The 21655-nt window shown below is 29.9% G+C and carries 12 protein-coding genes, 5 tRNA genes and 3 rRNA genes; 13 read left to right on the top strand and 7 right to left on the bottom strand.

What is annotated here, in order from left to right; translation table 11 throughout:
• Positions 1-672: 672 nt before the first annotated feature.
• Genes nrdI through nrdF form a run of 3 tightly spaced genes read left to right on the top strand, consistent with a single transcriptional unit; the run spans position 673 to position 4211 of the window.
• A complete protein-coding gene (nrdI, locus tag WIGMOR_RS03415; protein WP_014354418.1) occupies positions 673-1098 on the top strand; it encodes a class Ib ribonucleoside-diphosphate reductase assembly flavoprotein NrdI in 426 nt (141 codons plus the stop codon).
• Positions 1091-3205, top strand: coding sequence for a class 1b ribonucleoside-diphosphate reductase subunit alpha (gene nrdE / locus WIGMOR_RS03410; RefSeq protein ID WP_014354417.1), 2115 nt, complete (start codon positions 1091-1093; stop codon positions 3203-3205). Before nrdI ends, nrdE begins: the two co-directional genes overlap by 8 nt.
• 28 nt (positions 3206-3233) lie before the next feature.
• A complete protein-coding gene (nrdF, locus tag WIGMOR_RS03405) occupies positions 3234-4211 on the top strand; it encodes a class 1b ribonucleoside-diphosphate reductase subunit beta (protein WP_014354416.1) in 978 nt (325 codons plus the stop codon).
• Positions 4212-4220: 9 nt separating this feature from the next.
• Here the strand turns inward: nrdF and WIGMOR_RS03400 are convergent, their stop codons facing one another.
• From WIGMOR_RS03400 to guaB, 4 genes are all read right to left on the bottom strand, one after another.
• Positions 4221-6086, bottom strand: coding sequence for a potassium transporter Kup (locus WIGMOR_RS03400; protein ID WP_014354415.1), 1866 nt, complete (start codon positions 6084-6086; stop codon positions 4221-4223).
• Between the two features lie 211 nt (positions 6087-6297).
• Entirely contained in the window at positions 6298-7158 is an 861-nt protein-coding gene (locus WIGMOR_RS03395) for a YicC/YloC family endoribonuclease (protein WP_014354414.1), read from the bottom strand.
• Between the two features lie 86 nt (positions 7159-7244).
• Positions 7245-8819, bottom strand: a complete 1575-nt coding sequence (guaA, locus tag WIGMOR_RS03390; protein WP_014354413.1) for a glutamine-hydrolyzing GMP synthase — start codon at positions 8817-8819, stop codon at positions 7245-7247.
• Between the two features lie 59 nt (positions 8820-8878).
• Positions 8879-10342, bottom strand: coding sequence for an IMP dehydrogenase (guaB, locus tag WIGMOR_RS03385; RefSeq protein ID WP_014354412.1), 1464 nt, complete (start codon positions 10340-10342; stop codon positions 8879-8881).
• A 344-nt stretch (positions 10343-10686) separates the two neighbouring features.
• Between guaB and mqo the strand changes: the two genes are divergently transcribed.
• From mqo to WIGMOR_RS03345, 8 genes are all read left to right on the top strand, one after another.
• Positions 10687-12237, top strand: coding sequence for a malate dehydrogenase (quinone) (mqo, locus tag WIGMOR_RS03380; RefSeq protein ID WP_081469475.1), 1551 nt, complete (start codon positions 10687-10689; stop codon positions 12235-12237).
• Positions 12238-12468: 231 nt separating this feature from the next.
• A 16S ribosomal RNA gene (locus WIGMOR_RS03375) occupies positions 12469-14024 on the top strand.
• Between the two features lie 89 nt (positions 14025-14113).
• Positions 14114-14189: transfer RNA gene (locus WIGMOR_RS03370), tRNA-Glu, on the top strand.
• Positions 14190-14270: 81 nt separating this feature from the next.
• Positions 14271-17192 (top strand): 23S ribosomal RNA (locus tag WIGMOR_RS03365).
• 33 nt (positions 17193-17225) lie between these two features.
• Positions 17226-17341, top strand: a 5S ribosomal RNA gene (rrf, locus tag WIGMOR_RS03360).
• Together the 16S, 23S and 5S rRNA genes with 3 tRNA genes alongside form the textbook arrangement of a ribosomal RNA operon.
• A 37-nt stretch (positions 17342-17378) precedes the next feature.
• Positions 17379-17452: transfer RNA gene (locus tag WIGMOR_RS03355), tRNA-Asp, on the top strand.
• Between the two features lie 5 nt (positions 17453-17457).
• Positions 17458-17531, top strand: a tRNA-Trp gene (locus WIGMOR_RS03350).
• A gap of 81 nt (positions 17532-17612) precedes the next feature.
• The gene (locus WIGMOR_RS03345) at positions 17613-18803 is read left to right on the top strand and encodes an amino acid aminotransferase (protein ID WP_014354410.1); all 1191 of its coding nucleotides are present in this window, start codon (positions 17613-17615) and stop codon (positions 18801-18803) included.
• 7 nt (positions 18804-18810) lie between these two features.
• Here WIGMOR_RS03345 and WIGMOR_RS03340 read toward each other — a convergent pair whose 3' ends face one another.
• The 3 genes from WIGMOR_RS03340 to gltX form a co-directional block, all read right to left on the bottom strand.
• Positions 18811-19461 (bottom strand): MBL fold metallo-hydrolase, encoded by a 651-nt coding sequence (locus WIGMOR_RS03340; protein ID WP_014354409.1) that lies wholly within the window; start codon positions 19459-19461, stop codon positions 18811-18813.
• A 24-nt stretch (positions 19462-19485) separates the two neighbouring features.
• Positions 19486-19557 (bottom strand) — tRNA-Ala (locus WIGMOR_RS03335).
• Between the two features lie 37 nt (positions 19558-19594).
• Entirely contained in the window at positions 19595-20998 is a 1404-nt protein-coding gene (gene gltX, locus WIGMOR_RS03330; protein ID WP_014354408.1) for a glutamate--tRNA ligase, read from the bottom strand.
• Positions 20999-21129: 131 nt separating this feature from the next.
• Between gltX and WIGMOR_RS03325 the strand changes: the two genes are divergently transcribed.
• Both WIGMOR_RS03325 and rplY read left to right on the top strand, forming a co-directional pair.
• A tRNA-Val gene (locus tag WIGMOR_RS03325) sits at positions 21130-21202 on the top strand.
• Between the two features lie 157 nt (positions 21203-21359).
• Positions 21360-21650, top strand: coding sequence for a 50S ribosomal protein L25 (gene rplY / locus WIGMOR_RS03320; protein WP_014354407.1), 291 nt, complete (start codon positions 21360-21362; stop codon positions 21648-21650).
• Positions 21651-21655: the final 5 nt, after the last annotated feature.

Below are 21655 nucleotides of genomic sequence, written 5' to 3'. Positions count from 1 at the left end.
CATAGTATATAATAAGTTTTAAAAATTTTAAGCTTATAATATTTTAATTTTAAACTGATAAATAACAAATTATATATATTTTGATAATTACTATAATTTAATATATGAACAAACTTAATATGGAGTTTGGTTTATATATAAAATAATTAATAATTGATTTATTAAAAATGTTATTAATCCACGACAACTATTAAATCTTAGAGCATATTTTTAATTAATTTGCAAGTATACTTAATGTTAATTAGATTTACATATAACGATGATAAAAATTTTTATATTTATAAAAATGTAAATTTTTTAAAATTTATAAAACATTTAAAAATTTTTTATAAAAATGTAAAAATACTTTTTGTAGTTAACAAATTGTTTAATATTTAAATATTCTTCAATTATATTCTTTATATTTCGCTTTATTCTTAGTCAAAAATAAAAATAATTTTAATCTGTATTTAAATGTAATTAATTTTTATTTACAATAAATTTTAGTTTATTTAAAAAAATAATATATACATAATTTTCTATTAATACCTGAAATAAAAAATTTTTTTTAGAAAGAAAAAATAGTTATATAAAAAATTATTAAAATAAATAAAAAATAACTTATTAAATAAATTTTAATTAAAATAAAAATTTATAAAATTATAATTAATATTAATACTTTAGGACACATTTATGTCTTCATTGGTTTATTTTTCTAGTACTTCTGAAAATACTCACAGATTTATAAAAAAACTTTGTTTACCGGCAACAAGAATTTCTTTAAGTGTGCAAAAAAAACTAAAAATGCATACTCCATACATTTTAGTTTTACCTAGTTATAGTAGTAAATTAAAGAACATTGCAATTCCTAAACAAGTAATAAATTTTTTAAAAATTGTATCTAATCAATTTTTTTTACGTGGTGTTATTGGTTCTGGAAATAAAAATTTTGGTGCTGATTTTTGTATAGCAAGTAATTTTATTTCTAAAAAATATCATGTTCCTATATTATATAAATTTGAACTATTAGGTAATCCTGCAGATGTAATTCGAGTAAAAAATACAATAAATAAATTTTGGAAGAAACAAAATTTGGAGAAACAAAATAAAAATGCATAAGATCGATTATCATGCACTTAATGCTATGCTAAATCTCTATGATGACAAAGGTCATTTGCAGTTAGAAAAAGATGCTCTTGCAATAAAAAGTTATTTTAATAAACATGTGTTACCAAATACAAGAGATTTTATTTCTTTGCAAGATCGCATATCTTATCTCGTACAAGAAGGATATTATGAACTCAAAATATTAAATAATTATAAAAAAAATTTTGTTTATTCTCTTTTTAATCAAAGTAAAAAACAAGGTTTTAGATTTCAAACATTCATGGGAGTTTTAAAATTTTACAGTAGTTACGCGTTAAAAACATTTGACGGAAAATATTATTTAGAAAATTTTGAAGATCGTACATGCATGGTAGCGTTAACTTTAGGCGGCGGAAATGAATTATTTGCTATGAACATTATGAAAGAAATACTTTCTGGAAGATTTCAACCGGCTACTCCGACTTTTTTAAATTGTGGCAAAAAACAACGCGGAGAATACATATCGTGCTTTTTACTACGCATAGAAGATAATATGGAATCTATTGGGCGTGCAATTAATGCAGCTTTACAGTTATCTAAAAGAGGCGGAGGGGTATCGTTTTTATTAACAAATTTAAGAGAATCTGGAGCTCCTATTAAATATGTTAAACATCAATCTTCCGGAATCGTACCGATCATGAAAATGTTAGAAGATGCTTTTTCTTATGCTAATCAATTAGGTGCACGACAAGGAGCTGGAGCAGTATATTTACATGCTCATCATCCTGATATTTTAAAATTTCTAGATACTAAAAAAGAAAATGCTGATGAAAAAACTAGAATCAAAACTTTATCTTTAGGCGTTATTATTCCTGACATAACTTTTCAATTAGCAAAAGAAAACAAAGAAATGTATTTGTTTTCTCCATATGATGTTGAAAAAGTTTATCATCAACCATTTTCAGAATTAGTTATTAGCGAAATTTATCATAACTTATCTCAAGATAAACGAATTAAAAAAACTACAATTAATGCACGTAATTTTTTTCAAAAATTAGCTGAAATTCAATTTGAATCTGGATATCCATATATTATGTTTGAAGATACTGTAAATCGTACTAATCCTATTTTTGGACATATTAATATGAGTAATTTATGTTCTGAAATTTTACAAGTAAATAGCCCTTCAGAATATAATGAAGATTTAAGCTATAAAAAAATAGGAACAGACATATCTTGTAATTTAGGATCTTTAAATATTGCTAATACTATGGAGTCTTCCAACTTAGGTCGTACAGTAGAAATTGCTATAAGGAGTTTAACGGCAGTATCAGATATAAGTCAAATACATTCGGTATCTTCTATTTTAAATGGAAATAATAAATCTCATGCAATCGGATTAGGACAAATGAATTTACATGGATATTTAGCTCGGGAAAAAATTTATTATGGTAGTCCAGAATCAATTGAATTTACCAATCTATATTTTTATATTATTACGTATCATGCAATTCGAACATCAAATTTATTAGCTATTGAAAGAAAAAAAAAGTTTTGGGGTTTCTCAAAATCAAATTATGCAAATGGAAAATATTTTTTAAAATATACTACTCAAACTTGGAAACCCAAAAATCATCGAGTACTTCATTTGTTTAAAAAAAATAAAATTCATTTACCTACTCAAGAAGAATGGAAAGCTTTAGCAAAAAGCGTAAAAAAATATGGATTGTATAACCAAAATTTACAAGCTATTCCGCCAACTGGATCAATTTCTTATATTAATCATTCTACTTCTAGTATACATCCTATTGTATCTCGGATAGAAATTAGAAAAGAAGGAAAAATTGGACGCGTATATTATCCTGCACCGTATATGACAAATAACAACCTATGTTATTATAAAGATGCATATGAAATTGGTCCAAAAAAAATCATAGATGTATATGCTGCTGCCACTCAACATATCGATCAAGGATTATCTTTGACTTTATTTTTTAGAGATAATGTTACTACAAGAGATATTAATAAAGCACAAATATACGCATGGAAAAAAGGGATTAAAACATTATATTATGTTCGTATTCGTCAATTAACCTTAAAAGGCACTGAAGTTTCTGGATGCGTATCCTGTGCATTATAATATTAATAACTAACATCAGGAGTTATTTATGCATAATACTGAAAACGATCATAAATCACATATATATGCAATTAACTGGAATCGCTTAGAAGATGAAAAAGATTTAGAAGTATGGAATCATTTAACTTCCAATTTTTGGTTACCGGAAAAGATACCATTATCTAATGATTTTTCGTCCTGGAAAACTCTTACTTTGCAAGAACGTAATTTGACTATACGAGTATTTACTGGATTAACATTGCTAGATACTTTGCAAAATATAATCGGTGCTCCTTCATTAATGAAGGACTCAGCAACTATTCACGAAAAAGCTGTAATTTCTAATATTTGCTTTATGGAAGCAGTACATGCACGTTCATACAGTTCGATCTTTTCGACATTATGTTCTACATCTCAAGTAGATGCAGCTTATCAATGGAGTGCAGAAAATCAATTTTTGCAAAATAAAGTCAATATAATTTTAAAAATTTACTTAGAAAAAAACATTTTAAAAAAGAAGATAGCTAGTGTATTTTTAGAATCTTTTTTGTTTTATTCTGGTTTTTATTTACCTATGTACTACTCTAGTAGAGGAAAATTAACAAATACTGCGGATTTAATTAGATTAATTATTAGAGACGAAGCAGTTCATGGATATTATATTGGATATAAATTTCAAAAATCACTAATTATTTTAAATCAACAAGAAAAGAAAGATACGGAAAATTTTACATTCCTTTTATTAAAGGAGTTATATAATAATGAATTATTATATACTAAATCTTTATACGAAAAAATTTTTTCGACTTCAGATATTATTTCTTTTTTAAATTATAATGCTAATAAAGCTCTTATGAACCTCGGATATGAACCATTGTTTCCTGAATCTAAAACAAATGTGAATCCAGACATTTTATCCGCATTATCACCTAATTCAAATGAAAATCATGATTTTTTTTCTGGATCAGGATCATCATATGTTATGGGAAAATCTGTAAGTACAAAAGATGAAGATTGGATATTTTAAGTTTATTTTTTATATTTTAATTTGCATGCCTAAAGCAATTATACGATCTGAAGGAATTCCATATTTATCAAATATTTCTGAAGAATTTCGTGATAATAACATAAACAATTTTGCTCTTAGTACAAGATACCAAGGACGTTTATCTAATATCAATAATTCATAAGAAAGAAAAAAAGATGAATCCATAATTTGACATGACAATCCAGATAACTCACAAAAATGAAATACTTCTTTAATATCAGGTTTTTCTTTAAATCCATAACGTGCTATCACTTTCCAAAAATTATTTGATAAGCATTCTACATAAACTCGAGATGTATAATTAGAAAATGGAGAATCTTCTGTTTTAATAGTCAAAAATATTACTCTCTTATGCAATACTTTGTTATGATTAATATTATGTAATAAAGTTAATGGGATCATGTTTTCAACTTTAGACATAAACACTGATGTCCCTTCTACTCGTGCAAAAGAAATTTTGTTTAAACTTTCAATAAAAGATTTTAAAGAACCACTATTTTCATAAATTTTTTGTAATAGATTAAATCTTTCACTTTTCCATGTGATCATAATAATAAATAAAAATAATCCTAATAAAATTGATATCCATCCTCCATATTTAATTTTTAAAAACATTAAAGAAAATATTGTGCATTCTAGAATAAGAATGAAAAAAAATATAAAATTTTTAAAAATTTTATATCTTTTAAAATTTTTATTAAAAAAGAAATATGCAAAAGATGTTGTTAATATCATTACATTAATCATTCCCATCCCGTACATTAAAAGTAAATTATGTACATTTTGAAAATTTATAATCATTATAATTATTGAAATATACAGTAACCAATTAATACACGGAATGTAAACTTGTCTAGACTCTTCAGATGTATAAATAATGCGCATAGGTGGCAAGTATCCTAGTCTTACTGCTTGACGTATTAAAGAAAATACACTTACAATAATCATTTGAACAGATAATATAGAAATTATAAATGAAATAATAATTACTGGAATTCTAATTATTTTAGGTATAAGAAATAAAAACGGATTTATTAAAATATCTGGTTTTAATAATAAAACCGCACCTTGACCGAAATAATTTAGCATTAAAGCAGGAAAAATAAAAAATAACCAAAATTTTTGAATAGTTTGATGCTGAAAACGTCCTAAATTAATATATAAAATTTCTGCACTAGAAATTAAAAGAACAATTATTCCAAAAGTAAAGAATGTAAATTTTTTATATATCAAAACAAAATTTACTAAATATTTTGGATTTAATGCATGTAAAATTTCTGGATACATGCCAATTCCACGTACCCCAACTGCACCTATTAAAATAAACCATACCGTTATAATTAGCGAAAAAATTTTACTGTAATCTTTTTCAATCTTTCTTTGTGCAAAGAATATGCATGTTAATACTGTTATAGATAATGGTAAAATAAATTTATTAATTTTTATAGTATATGTGTCTAATATTTCTATCACTGAAACTATAGAGATAGTTGGAACAATAATTATATCTCCATACATTAAGCTAAAACCTAATAATCCAAAAATTACTATGATTAATGTCGATCTAGGTTTTGATTTTTGCCCAGATAATAACATTAATGTTAAAATTCCTCCTTCTCCATTATTATTTATAGAAATTACAAATATTAAATATTTCACGAAATAAATAATTATCAAAGACCAAAAGATAAGAGATAATATTCCAAATACTTCAAGTTTTTCAATTTTTAACCCTAAATTAAAACAAAAAATTTCTTTTAAAACATATATGGGGCTAATAGCTATTTCTCCATATACAATGCTAATTGTTAAAAATATTTTTGATAAAAATAATTTTATGTTATATTTTTTCATGAAAATTAAATTTTTTACTATACAATATTATTTTAAGATCATTAATGTATAAAAATTTATAATTTTTTTGTTTTAATTCAAAATTATTTGCTTTATAAGAAATTAATAATTAAATTTCATTTAAAATCGTTAGTTAATATTATATTATTTATAATAACATCTATTTTTTCTCTAAAATATATTGCTATATTCAGATCATAATAAATTTTATTTATTCAATATTTTGAATTTGTTCTCGAATTTGTTCAGTTAATATTTTTATTTCAATAGCAGATTTAATGATATTTATATTAATAGCTTTTGATGCAATTGTATTAGATTCTCGTATCATTTCTTGCAAAATAAAATTTAATTTCATACCTACTAAACGTTCGCTGTTAAGAATATCAAAAAATCTTTTAATATGTATTGAAATACGATCTATTTCTTCATTAATATCTGTTTTACTAATAATTATTGCAATTTCTTGCTCTAATCTATTAGTATCATATTTTACATTAATTTCGCGTATTTTATTGTTTAATTTTTTTCGATATTCTTTTAAGTAAGTAATCAAATTGGCACTTAGTTTGTTTAATTCTAGATTAATGCTAAATAATTTTTTTTCAACAATTTTTCTTAGTTCTTCTCCTTCGAATAAACGAAATTCTAATAATTTATCTAAAGTACATTCAAAATGCTTTAAAATTAATGCTTCATTTATATTATTAACATTTTGTTTTATAACAACACCAGGCCATTTTAATAGATCTATAAAATTAATTATTCCAAAATCAATTTTATTTTTTATTTTTAGTATTAATTTTACTAATTGATTAATTAAAATTTTATTTATTAATATATGATCTTGATTTTTTTCGATACAATAAATATATAAATTGCAGTCCAACTTACCTCTAAAAATATTTTTCTTAATTTTTTTAGAAATGACTTGTTCTAAATGTTTAATTTGATCTGGAAGATTAATAGAAATTTCAAGATATTTATGATTAACAGATCTTAGTTGCCAAATTATATTACAGTTATTTTTTATAATTTCGTACCTAGAAAAAGCAGTCATGCTATATATCATAATTATGCTCATTTAACTATAAAATGAACGATATTTTATACTATTTTTAAAAATGTTAAATATATTATTTAATGCGTACTAATATTTTATTCCCATTCAATTGTTGCCGGAGGTTTATTAGAAATATCATATACAACACGTGAAATTCCATCAATATTATTAATGATAAGACTAGAAATACGGTCTAATATTTTATATGGTATTTTAACCCAACGAGCGGTCATAAAATCTACTGTATGAATTGCACGAAGCGCAATTACCCATTCATATTTTCTTGAATCTCCCATAATACCAACAGATTGAATTGGCAAAAATATTGCAAAAGCTTGGTTAATATTAAAATATAAATTTTCTTTTTTTAATTCTGTAATAAAAATTTTATCTGCAAGACGCAGTAAATTGCAATATTCTTCTTTTATTTCTCCGATAATACGTATTGCTAGACCTGGACCAGGAAATGGGTGTCTAAAAATTATATTTTTTGAAATACCTAATTTTTTAGCAATTGTTCTTACTTCATCTTTAAAGAGTTTTTTCAATGGTTCTATAAGAGTGAGTCCTATTTTTTTTGGCATCTTACAAGCATTATGATGTGATTTAATTGTACATTGCATGCCTAAATCTCTTGAAGATTCAATAATGTCTGGATAAATAGTGCCTTGTGCTAACCACTTAGCATTTATTACTTTAGATTGTTCTCCAAAAATTTCAAAAAATATTTTTCCGATTTTCTTTCGTTTTTCTTCTGGATTATGAATACCAGATAAAGCGTGTAAAAATAATTTTTTTTTGTTTAAAATAATAAAATTAATGTTTTTTATTTTTTTTAAAATTTTTTGAACTTCTTTCAGTTCGTTCCATCTTAATAATCCATTATCAATGAAAATGCAAAATAAATTTGATCCAATAGCACGATGCATAATCATTGCAGTAGTAACTGAATCAATTCCTCCGGATATTCCTAAAATTACTTTGTCATTTTTAACAGTATTTTTAATTTTTAAGATTATTTTATCTATAGATAAATGATATTTTTTATTTGATATACAATGACAAATATTTTTAACAAATCTTTCTAAGATTACTGTGCCTTCGTAAGAATGAGTAACTTCTGGATGAAATTGTACACCATATAATGCATATTTCTTATTAAAAATTGCGGCATATTTACATTTTTTAGTGTTTGCAATATTTTTAAAATTTTTTGGTATTTTATATATACTATCTTCGTGACTCATCCATACTACAGGTTTATGTATTTTTTGAGATGATTCAGTATTATTTTTATTATATATTAAATCATTTTGAGTATTTGATATGTACAAAGTTTCATATCCAAATTCTCGCACTAAATTTTTTTTTATTATCCCACCCAGCTGGTGAACCATAGTATGCATTCCATAACATATTCCTAACACAGGTACACCATAATTAAGTATTTCCATAGAAATTTGAGGACTGTTATGATCGATTACACTACAAGGGCTACCCGATAAAATAATTCCTCTAGGCGCAAGATTTATAAGTTCTATTTTTGAAATATTCCATTTAGAAATAATAAAATTTATATGCATATCTCGTATTCTTCTAGCTATCAAATAAGTGTATTGTGATCCAAAATCTATTATCAGGATAGTATGTGTATTTTTTTTATTAATCATAAATTTGATGTTCTGTGAATAATTTATATATTATAAATATTTAGTTTTAAATGTAAATTTTATGTTAAATTGTAATTTGGAGCTTCTTTTGTAATAGATATGTCATGTACGTGACTTTCTTTTATACCTGCTTGTGTAATTTTGAGAAAAGTAGTATTATTTCTTAATTGATCTATATTAGCACATCCAGTTAATCCCATACACGATCTTAACCCGCCCATTTGTTGATATATAATATGTTCTACAGAACCTTTATATGGAACTCTTCCTTCAATTCCTTCCGGCACTAATTTTTCCATTTTGTTGTTTTTTTGAAAATATCTGTCTGAAGAACCTTTTAACATAGCGCCTACTGATCCCATTCCTCTGTATACTTTAAATGATCTACCATGATAAATTTCAATTTCTCCTGGACATTCTTTTGAACCTGCTAATAAAGAACCTAACATGACAGATTCAGCACCTGCGGCAATAGCTTTTGCTATATCTCCTGAAAATCGAATGCCTCCATCTGCAATTATAGGAATTTCGGTTTTTCCTATTGCTTCTACAACATCGGATATTGCAGTAATTTGTGGCACACCAACTCCGGTAACAATACGTGTTGTACAAATAGATCCAGGCCCAATGCCTACTTTAACAGCATCTACACCTGCTTGAATAAGTGCTAAAGCTCCTTGACCAGTTGCAACATTACCGCCTATAATTTGTAATTCTTTATGTATACTACGTATTTTTCTGATTTTTTTTAAAATATTTTCAGAATGTCCATGAGAAGAATCAATTAATAATATATCTACACCTGCAATTATTAGTGAATTAATACGGTCATGATAATCATTGCCTATGCCTATAGCTGCTCCTACGCGTAATCTTCCGTATTCATCTTTACAAGCATAAGGTTTTTTTTCTGATTTTTTAAAATCTTTAACTGTAATCATTCCAATTAAACGAAAATATTGATCAACTACCAATGCTTTTTCTACTCTTCTATCATACATTTTTGATAAAACTATTTCTTTAGATTCACCTTCATTAACAGTAACAAGTTTATCTTTCGGTGTCATAAGAGTATGAACTTCTTGGTTAATGTCTTTTGCACAACATGTATCTCTTCTAGTAATAATACCTACCAATTTGCCTTTTTTTGTAACTACGGGGTATCCTCCAAATCCATTAATATTAGTTAGATTTTTTACGCTTAATAAAGTTGTATGTGGTGTAACGCATTTTGGATTAAAAATAATGCCATTTTCATATCTTTTAACTTTTTTGACCTCTTTTACTTGATCATGAATTGACATATTTTTATGAATAAATCCTATTCCTCCTTCTTGCGCTACAGCAATTGCCATATTTGATTCAGTAACAGTATCCATGGCAGCAGACAATATTGGAATATTTAGTCTTATTTTTTTAGTTAATTGAGTGCTTAAATCAACATTTTTAGGAAGTACGTTTGAATGTGCTGGAAATAGCAATACGTCATCAAAAGTTAATCCAGTTTTAATAATGTGCAACATAGCAATATCTATCCTCATTAAAATAAATTAAAAAAATATTGCTATAAAAATATACAGAATATAAATCATGACCTCCAGTGTTTTTAATTTTTTTTAAAATTTTGATACATACTTGCAAAGTAAATACTTGAAATATTTATATTATTAAACTTTCAAAAAAAATAATTTTATTTTTAAAAATTTTGTGTAACTTTAATAAAATATAAGCATAATATTTTATGCATCGTGAAAAATAATTAAAAATCATTATATGATAAACATAATAGTGTATTGAAAGATGATATATTATCTTAAACTAAATTCAAATATTAATATTATATTTTAAAATATTATTGAGACTTAATATGTTAGAAAATACTAAAAATTATATTAATTTAAAAACTTCTAAGATAGCACCCAAAAAAAATAGCAATCCTCCTATAGATTTTGTGCTAATTGGCTGTGGTGTTATGAGTGCTACATTAGGAATATACTTGAAATTACTTGAACCCAGCTGGATTATTCATGCTTATGAAAGATTAGATAAAGTAGGCCAAGAAAGTTCACATGGTTGGAACAATGCTGGAACTGGTCATTCTGCATTTTGTGAATTAAATTATACTTCTATTCAAAAAAATGGCAAAGTTGATATATCAAAAGCAATTTCTGTAAATGAATCTTTCGAAATTTCTAAACAATTGTGGGCTTATTTAGTAAAAAAAGAAATTTTAAAAAATCCAAATACTTTTATTAATACTGTACCTCATATAAGTTTTGTATGGGGAGAAAACAATATTAAATTTTTGAAATCTCGTTTTCATGCATTAAAAAATAATGTTTTATTTAAAGGCATGCTGTATTCGGAGGATTATAATACCATTAAAAAATGGGCACCATTAGTTATGTATAAACGTAATTTAACGCAAAAAGTTGCCGCCACTTATATGTCAATAGGTACAGATGTAAATTTTGGTGAAATTACTCGTCAAATATTTTTATATTTAAATAATCATTCTAATTTTCATTTACATGTCAACCATGATGTTATAAATATCAAACAAAATCGAGATAAAACATGGAAAATACACATCTTATATAAAGATCTAATAAATAAAACTAAAAAATTAATATATATAGATACTAAATATGTTTTTATTGGATCCGGAGGAAATGCATTAAGATTACTACAAAAATCTGGAATTCAAGAATCTCATAAATATGCAGGTTTTCCAGTAGGAGGACAATTTTTAGTAACTAAAAATAAAATATTGACTAATCAACATTATGCAAAAGTATACGGCAAAGCCCCTATTGGAGCACCTCCAATGTCAGTGCCTCATATTGATACTCGAATATTAGATGGAGAAAAAGTGTTATTATTTGGGCCATTTGCTACGTTTAGTAGTAAATTTTTAAAAAATGGATCTTGGACAGATTTGTTTTGTTCTTTAACCTATAAAAATATTTTTCCTATTGTACAAGTAGGCATCAAAAATATTAGTTTAGTCCAGTATTTAATTGGACAATTATTAACTTCTAAAAAAGGAAAATTTATAACTTTATGCAAATATTTCCCAAATGCAAATATAAAAGATTGGCATTTAATTACAGCTGGTCAAAGAGTACAAATAATTAAAAATGATCCAAATCAAGGCGGAACATTACAGTTTGGAACTGAGATTGTTCACTCTTCAGACAAAACGTTATCAGCACTTCTTGGCGCATCTCCCGGTGCTTCTACATCTGCTGCAACTATGTTAGATTTGTTAAAAATTATGTTTAAAGAAAAAATTAATCACAATAATTGGAATACTAAACTGAAAAAAATGTTTATTTCATATAAAAAAAATATGCATAACAATTTCGAATTAACTGCTGAAATTAGAAATTATACTTCAAAATTATTAGATTTATAAAATATGTTTACAGAATAACAAAATTTCATAATTTAAGAATTGACTTTAAAAAATAATCATATTAAAGTATTTTATAGCTTGTTATATATAATAAATTTTGCAATAAAGTTCTTTAAAATTGCTACAAAGTAACCTGTGTAATACATATACATAGAATAATTTTAAAATAAGATTTTATATGCATTAAAAAACAAAAACTTTAAAATTATTTTAAAGTCAACTAAATATGTAAAACTGAAGAGTTTGATCATGGCTCAGATTAAACGCTAGCGGCAAGCCTAACACATGCAAGTCGTGCGGCAGCGTGAAGATTTTCTTTGACGGCGAGCGGCGGACGGGTGAGTAATATCTGGGGATCTACCTAAAAGAGGGGGATAACTACTGGAAACGGTAGCTAATACCGCGTAATATCGACCGATTAAAGTAGGGGACTAAATCAAAATTTTAATTTTGATAAAGCCTTGCGCTTTTAGATGAACCCAGACGAGATTAGCTAGTAGGTGAGGTAAAAGCTCACCTAGGCGACGATCTCTAGCTGGTCTGAGAGGACGGCCAGCCACACTGGAACTGAGACACGGTCCAGACTCCTACGGGAGGCAGCAGTGGGGAATATTGCACAATGGGGGCAACCCTGATGCAGCTATGCCGCGTGTGTGAAGAAGGTCTTCGGATTGTAAAGCACTTTCAGCAGGGAAGAAAGTAAATATGCTAATACCATGTTTATGTGACGTTACTTGCAGAAGAAGCACCGGCTAACTCCGTGCCAGCAGCCGCGGTAATACGGAGGGTGCAAGCGTTAATCGGAATTACTGGGCGTAAAGCGTACGCAGGCGGTTTATTAAGTCAGATGTGAAATCCCTAGGCTTAACTTAGGAACTGCATTTGAAACTAATAAACTAGAGTATCGTAGAGGGAGGTAGAATTCCAGGTGTAGCGGTGAAATGCGTAGATATCTGGAGGAATACCAGTGGCGAAGGCGACCTCCTGGACGAAAACTGACGCTCAAGTACGAAAGCGTGGGGAGCAAACAGGATTAGATACCCTGGTAGTCCATGCCGTAAACGATGTCGATTTGAAGGTCGTAGATTTATCTGTGATTTTCGGAGCTAACGCGTTAAATCGACCGCCTGGGGAGTACAACCGCAAGGTTAAAACTCAAATGAATTGACGGGGGCCCGCACAAGCGGTGGAGCATGTGGTTTAATTCGATGCAACGCGAAAAACCTTACCTACTCTTGACATTTAGAGAATTTAGCAGAGATGCTTTAGTGCCTTCGGGAACTCTAAAACAGGTGCTGCATGGCTGTCGTCAGCTCGTGTTGTGAAATGTTGGGTTAAGTCCCGCAACGAGCGCAACCCCTATCCTTTTTTGCCAGCGAACAAGTCGGGAACTCAAAGGAGACTGCCGGTGATAAACCGGAGGAAGGCGGGGACGACGTCAAGTCATCATGGCCCTTACGAGTAGGGCTACACACGTGCTACAATGGCGTATACAAAGGGTTGCAATCTCGCGAGAGTAAGCTAATCTCACAAAGTACGTCTTAGTCCGGATTGGAGTCTGCAACTCGACTCCATGAAGTCGGAATCGCTAGTAATCGCGGATCAGCATGCCGCGGTGAATACGTTCCCGGGCCTTGTACACACCGCCCGTCACACCATGGGAGTGAGTTGCAAAAGAAGCAGGTAGCTTAACCTTCGGGAGGGCACTTACCACTTTGTGATTCATAACTGGGGTGAAGTCGTAACAAGGTAACCGTAGGGGAACCTGTGGTTGGATCACCTCCTTATTTTAGTATCGATTATTCTATAATATTGTATTTGCATAGGTTACTTAGTGCATTATTGTTTTATCCTTTAGATTTAGGGCAAAATCAGTGTCCCCTTCGTCTAGAGGCCTAGGACATCGCCCTTTCACGGCGGTAACAGGGGTTCGAACCCCCTAGGGGACGCCACAAAAAATAAAAATTACGATGTCCAGTAATTCATGTTCTTTAAAAATTTAAAAACTATTTATAAACAACTTAGGGTTGCAAAGTTAAGTAATTAAGCGTGCACAGTGGATGCCTAGGTAGTCAGAGGCGAAGAAGGACGTGCTAATCTGCGAAAAGCGTCGGCTAGCTGATACGAAGCGTTATTAACCGGCGATATCCGAATGGGGAAACCCGATACAATTTTGTATCAGCATTAAATGAATTCATAATTTAATGCAGCAAACCAAGAGAACTGAAACATCTTAGTATCTTGAGGAAAAGAAATCAACCGAGATTCCCTCAGTAGTGGCGAGCGAACAGGGAACAGCCCAGAGCAATTGCAACACGTATGCTATAAGAATAGTATGGAAAGACTAGCAATAAAGAGTGATAGCCTCGTATTTTAAAGCATACAAAATTGTAGCTCTTATGAGTAAAACGAGACACGTGATATCTTGTTTGAAGATGGGGGGACCATCCTCCAAGGCTAAATACTCCTGACTAACCGATAGTGAACTAGTACCGTGAGGGAAAGGTGAAAAGAACCCCGGCGAGGGGAGTGAAATAGAACCTGAAACTGTGTACGTACAAGCAGTAGGAGCATTAAAACAACAATGTGACTGCGTACCTTTTGTATAATGGGTCAGCGACTTATATTTTGTAGCAAGGTTAACTGTCATAAGGGAGCCGTAGGGAAACCGAGTCTTAACTGGGCGTTAAGTTGCAAGATATAGACCCGAAACCCGGTGATCTAGCCATGAGCAGGTTGAAGGTTAGGTAACACTGACTGGAGGACCGAACCGACTAATGTTGAAAAATTAGCGGATGACTTGTGGTTAGGGGTGAAAGGCCAATCAAACCGGGAGATAGCTGGTTCTCCTCGAAAGCTATTTAGGTAGCGCCTCGTGCATTCATCTTCGGGGGTAGAGCACTGTTTCGGTTAGGGGTCTTATCCAGACTACCAATCCGATGCAAACTACGAATACCGAACAATGTTATCACGGGAGACACACGGCGGGTGCTAACGTCCGTCGTGGAAAGGGAAACAACCCAGACCGTCGGCTAAGGTCCCAAAGTCATAATTAAGTGGGAAACGATGTGGGAGGTCTTAGACAGCCAGGATGTTGGCTTAGAAGCAGCCATCATTTAAAGAAAGCGTAATAGCTCACTGGTCGAGTCAACCTGCGCGAAAAATGTAACGGGGCTCAAATTATGCACCGAAGCTGCGGCAATAATTTTTAAAATTATTGGGTAGAGGAGCGTTCTGTAAGCTTGAGAAGATATATTGTAAAATATATTGGAGGTATCAGAAGTGCGAATGCTGACATAAGTAACGATAAAGCAGGTGAAAAACCTGCTCGCCGAAAAACTAAGGATTCCTGTTCAACGTTAATCGAAGCAGGGTAAGTCGACCCCTAAGGCGAGGCCGAAAGGCGTAGTCGATGGACAACAGGTTAATATTCCTGTACTAAACATAGTTGTGATGGGGGGACGGAGCAAGCTAAATTCGCCAGGTGACGGTTATCCTGGTTCAAGCAGGTAGGTGGAAAAGTAGGCAAATCCGCTTTTTTTAACATCGAGATGTGATAACGAATCACTGTTGAGTGATGAAGGAATCTACGCTATACTTCCAAGAAAATCCTCTAAACGATATAAGCTATGTTTAATCGTACCTCAAACCGACACAGGTAGTTTGGTAGAGCATACTAAGGCGCTTGAGAGAACTCAGGTGAAGGAACTAGGCAAAATAGTGCCGTAACTTCGGGAGAAGGCACGCTGAAATATAGTGAGAAAGCTAGCCTTTTAAGCTAAAATCAGTCGAAGATACCAGCTGGCTGCAACTGTTTATTAAAAACACAGCACTGTGCAAACACGAAAGTGGAAGTATACGGTGTGACGCCTGCCCGGTGCCGGAAGGTTAATTGAAGAAGTTTACCCTACTACTTTGTAGGGAAATGCTTTTGATCGAAGCCCCGGTAAACGGCGGCCGTAACTATAACGGTCCTAAGGTAGCGAAATTCCTTGTCGGGTAAGTTCCGACCTGCACGAATGGCGTAATGATGGCCAGACTGTCTCCACCTGAGACTCAGTGAAATTGAATTCGCCGTGAAGATGCGGTGTACCCGCGGCAAGACGGAAAGACCCCGTGAACCTTTACTATAGCTTGATATTGAATCTTGAACATTAACGTGTAGGATAGGTGGGAGATAATGAAGTATAAACGCCAGTTTATATGGAATCGTCCTTGAAATACCACCCTTTAATATTTAATATTCTAATTCTGACCCGTAACCCGGGTCGAAGACAATGTCTGGTGGGTAGTTTGACTGGGGCGGTCTCCTCCTAAAGAGTAACGGAGGAGCACAAAGGTTAGCTAATCACGGTCGGACATCGTGAGTTTAGTGCAAAGGCATAAGCTAGCTTAACTGCGAGAGTGACAATTCAAGCAGATGCGAAAGCAGGTCTTAGTGATCCGGTGGTTCCGAATGGAAGAGCCATCGCTCAACGGATAAAAGGTACTCCGGGGATAACAGGCTAATACCGCCCAAGAGTTCATATCGACGGCGGTGTTTGGCACCTCGATGTCGGCTCATCACATCCTGGGGCTGTAGTAGGTCCCAAGGGTATGGCTGTTCGCCATTTAAAGTGGTACGCGAGCTGGGTTTAGAACGTCGTGAGACAGTTCGGTCCCTATCTGCCGTGGGCGTTGGAAGATTGAAAGGAGCTGCTCCTAGTACGAGAGGACCGGAGTGGACGTACCTATGGTGTACGGGTTGTCATGCCAATGGCACTGCCCGGTAGCTATGTACGGACGAGATAACCGCTGAAAGCATCTAAGCGGGAAGCTTCCCTTAAGATAAATCTTCCCAGAAACTTTTATGTTTCCTAAAGGGACGTTAAAGACTATGACGTTGATAGGTCGGATGTGTAAGCATTGCAAGATGTTTAGCTAACCGATACTAATGACCCGTGAGGCTTAACTTTGCAACACCTAAGTTGTTTAATTAATAATAATATCCTGACGATGTGAGCGCGATAGAACCACCTGAATCCATTCCGAACTCAGAAGTGAAATGTCGTAGTACCGATGGTAGTGTAAGGCTTCCTTATGTGAGAGTAGGAGATCGTCAGGAAATTTTTCAGGTAATTATTACTTTATCCATAATTCATGGTGCGGTAGTTCAGTCGGATAGAATACCGGCCTGTCACGCCGGGGGTCGCGGGTTCGAAACCCGTCCGCACCGTAAAAAGGGGCATAGCTCAATTCGATAGAGCATCGGTCTCCAAAACCGAAGGCTGAGAGTTTAAATCTCTCTGCCCCTGAAAATTATTTTTAAAAGTCTATTAAATAACAATATTATTACTATGATAATCGTAAAAATTTTTTAAAATACGGAATTTTTTATGTTTGAATTTACTAAACCAGCTCCTTTAGATCCAGTTTTAGGATTAAAAGATATTATTAATCAAGATCAACGTAAAAATAAAATAAATCTTGGTATTGGAATATACACAGATACATACGGGAATACACCAATTTTAGATTGTGTAAAACAAGCTGAATCAATTTTAATTGAAACAGAAACAACTAAAAACTACTTAAATATCGAAGGATTACCATCTTTTATAGAAAAGACAAAAAAAATTATTTTCGGAGAAGATACTATACAATATGAAAATATTGCTAGCGCGCAAACTCCAGGAGGAACTTCAGCTTTAAAAATTATTGCAGATTTCTTAATTAAGAATACACAAATTCGTCGTATTTGGATTAGCAATCCAAGTTGGCCAAATCATAAAAAAATATTTTATACTTCTGGTTTTGAAATTCGCGAATATCCTTATTTTAATAAGGACAAAAATGTAATAAATTTTTTTGAAATGAAAGATTGTTTAAATAATATCGACAAAAATGATGCAGTGATTTTACATGGATGCTGTCATAATCCTACTGGAATGGATCTTAAAAATGATCAATGGATAGAACTTGCGAAAATAGCACAAAAAAAATGTTGGATACCGATATTTGATTACGCTTATCAAGGATTTGCTTATGGATTAAAAGAAGATATGTTAGGAATTAAGGTTTTTTCAAAATTTATTCAAGAATTTATAGTATGTCATTCATATTCAAAAAATATCAGTATATATAACGAACGCGTCGGAACATGTAACATAGTTACTAAAAATCAAAAACATGCAAGTATCGTTTTTAGTCAACTCAAATCAGTTATAAGATCCAATTATTCTAATCCACCAGCGCACGGAGGATCTATAGTAAACTTAATATTATCAAATCATAGTTTGTTTAATTTATGGCTTAATGAATTAAGTAATATGCGTAATCGAATTATATTAATGCGAAAATTATTCGTCGAGACACTATACAATTTAAATTGCAAAAAAAATTTTAATTTTATTTTAAAACAAAATGGAATGTTTTCTTTTATTGGTTTAAATTACGAAAATGTATTAAAATTAAGAAAAATTTATGGAGTATATGTTGTTGACTCCGGAAGATTAAATTTTGCAGCGATGACAGAGAGTAACATTTTATATATATGTAAGGCAATCAAAAAAATACTAAAAAAATAATAAAAATTTATAAAAACGTTTTATGAATAAAATCAATATATTCTTGGTCCATGAAGAAAGTTTCTCCGTGACCAGGAAGAATTTTTACTCTGTCGCTTTTATTAAAGAGCGGAAATATTTTTTTAATTAAGGAATTTTTCATTTGCTTTGTATTACCTCCTAATAAATCAGTTCTGCCTATACTATATTTAAATATAATATCGCCGCTAATCAAGATTTTTTTTTCTATATTCCACAATGCTATATGTCCCGGAGAATGACCTGGACAATAAATTACTTTTAAAACAGACGATCCGACAACAATTTCATCACCATCTGACAACCATCTATGAGGAACAAAAGCACTTATTTTCGGATAAATATTAAAAATTTTAGATTGATTTGGAAGATTATTAAGCAAAAAATTATCATGAATGTGCGGTCCTATAATAGGAATTCTATATAATTTAGAAAAAAAAACCGCTGCGCCAACATGATCGATATGTCCGTGAGTAAGCAATATTTTAGTAATTGATATCTTTAAATTTTTAATAAATTTCAATAGCTTTTTAGGTTCACCTCCAGGATCAACTAATATAGCTTTTGTATTATTATAGCTCCATATGCAATAGCTATTTTCATGAAAATTGGTTACAACCTGAGATTTAAAATTTAACATATATATTTTTGTTTTATCTAATTTTGGAGCTATGCAGAGTTGAACTGCAATCTTCTATATGCCATACAGAAATTTTACCAATTAAACTATAGCCCCTGTATAAAAAATAATTTGTATAGTTTAGTTATATGTTTTATTTATTAGTAATAAACTGTAGTGCAATTTTAATTTTTTTTAAAGTATATATTTTTCCACATGTGTATATCAAAATATCAATCGATGGTGTATTTTCTCTGCCAGATAAAATAATCCTTAAAGGCATAGCAACATTTTTCATATTAGTATTAGTTTTTTGTGCAGTTTTTAATATTATATTTTTAATATCTTTAGTAGACCAAACTTGAATTATCTTTAAATTTTTATATATTAATTCTAAAATAAATTTTTGATTTATCAATAAATATTTACTTAATAAATTTATTTCTATTTTATAGATATCGCGATAAAAATATACTATTTGGTTAAATATTTCTTTTAATGTTTTGCTTCTACTTTTAAATAAATTTACAATTTTTTCTAAATTTGGACCGTGTTTAGTATCTATGTTATATGTTTTAAAATATTCTATAATTTTTGTTAAAATATTTGATGTAGGTATATTACTAATATAGTATTGATTGATCCATAATAATTTGCTTTTATTAAAAATACAGTTTGCTTTATTAATAGATTTAATATCAAATAAATTTTTCATTTCATCTATGTTAAAAATTTCTTGATTTCCACAAGACCATCCTAGACGTACTAAATAATTCAATAATGCTTCTGGTAAAATTCCATCGTCTTTATATTGTAAGATATCAGTATCTTGATTTTTTTTGGAAAGTTTTCTTTTATTTTCATCTAATATCATAGAAATATGTGCATATTTTGGTGGTATTAATTTTAACGCTTTAAAAATATTTAGTTGTCTTGGAGTATTATTAAGATGATCTTCACCTCTAATTACATGCGTAATATTCATTTCGTGATCATCAATGACAGCGCAAAAATTATATGTGGGTATACCATTACTTCTTAAAATTATTAAATCATCTAATTCAGAATTTTGAAATATTATTTTTCCTCGAATTAAATCATAAAAAGTTACGTAACCGATTTCTGGATTAGCAAATCTAATAACATAGTTTTTATTTTTTATACATTTGTTCTTTAATAAACGACAATGTCTATCATATTTAGGTTTTTTACCTGTTTTAATTTGTACAGATCGTAAATTATTTAGGCGTTCTTGGGAGCAGTAGCACGGGTATGCTAATCCGGAATCTATCATATTTTTAATAATAGCACGATAATTAGCAATTTTGCTTGTTTGAAAATATGGTCCTGAATCCCAATTTAAACCAAGCCATTGCATACTATTAATAATTGAATTAACAGATTCTTGATCAATGCGTTTTTGATCGGTATTTTCTATTCTTAATATAAATTTTCCATTAAAACGTTTAGCAAACAACCAAGAATATAATGCAGTACGAATACTCCCTAAATGCAATTTTCCTGTAGGGCTCGGTGCAAATCGAGTAATTACTTCCATTTATAATTTATACCTTTAAGTTGAATTAAAAACTTAAATTTAATTACTATAAATTTATATTAATTAAATTAAAATTGATTATAAAAAATAATTGAGATTTTTTTAAATATCATTTATTATTCACATATATTAGGTGATTAGCTCAGCAGGCAGAGCACCTCCCTTACAAGGAGGGGGTCGACGGTTCGAATCCGCCATCACCTAAAATATTAATAATTTTAAAAAAAATAAATTTTTAAAATTTTTATAACAATTAAAAAAAATATCAAACATTTTGACATAAAAATACTATTTAATCAAAAATTTGTTACTGATTTTTAATATACATTAATACTTTTTAATTTATTCTAAGAGAAATATTATGTTTAATTTAATTGCTGAACTTAGATATCAAGTCGGCAAAAAATCAAGTAGACGTACGCGAAAAATAAAAAACTACATACCTGCAGTAGTATATGGAAATAAAAAACCCACAATTTCTATAATGATTTATTACAATGAAATTGCAAATTTACAACACGAAAAAAATTTTTATCATGATAATATCTGTTTAAACTTTCAAAAAGAAAAAAAAATCATAGTGAAAATTCAATCTATTCAAAGACATGTATTTAAGCCAAAAATTATTCATATAGATTTTTTATATTCTTAATTTAA

Origin of the sequence: Wigglesworthia glossinidia endosymbiont of Glossina morsitans morsitans (Yale colony) (assembly GCF_000247565.1) — a bacterium.
Lineage (GTDB): Bacteria > Pseudomonadota > Gammaproteobacteria > Enterobacterales > Enterobacteriaceae > Wigglesworthia > Wigglesworthia glossinidia_B.
The sequence above is the reverse complement of the archived record's forward strand: the minus strand, read 5'-3'. Positions and strand labels throughout refer to the sequence as shown.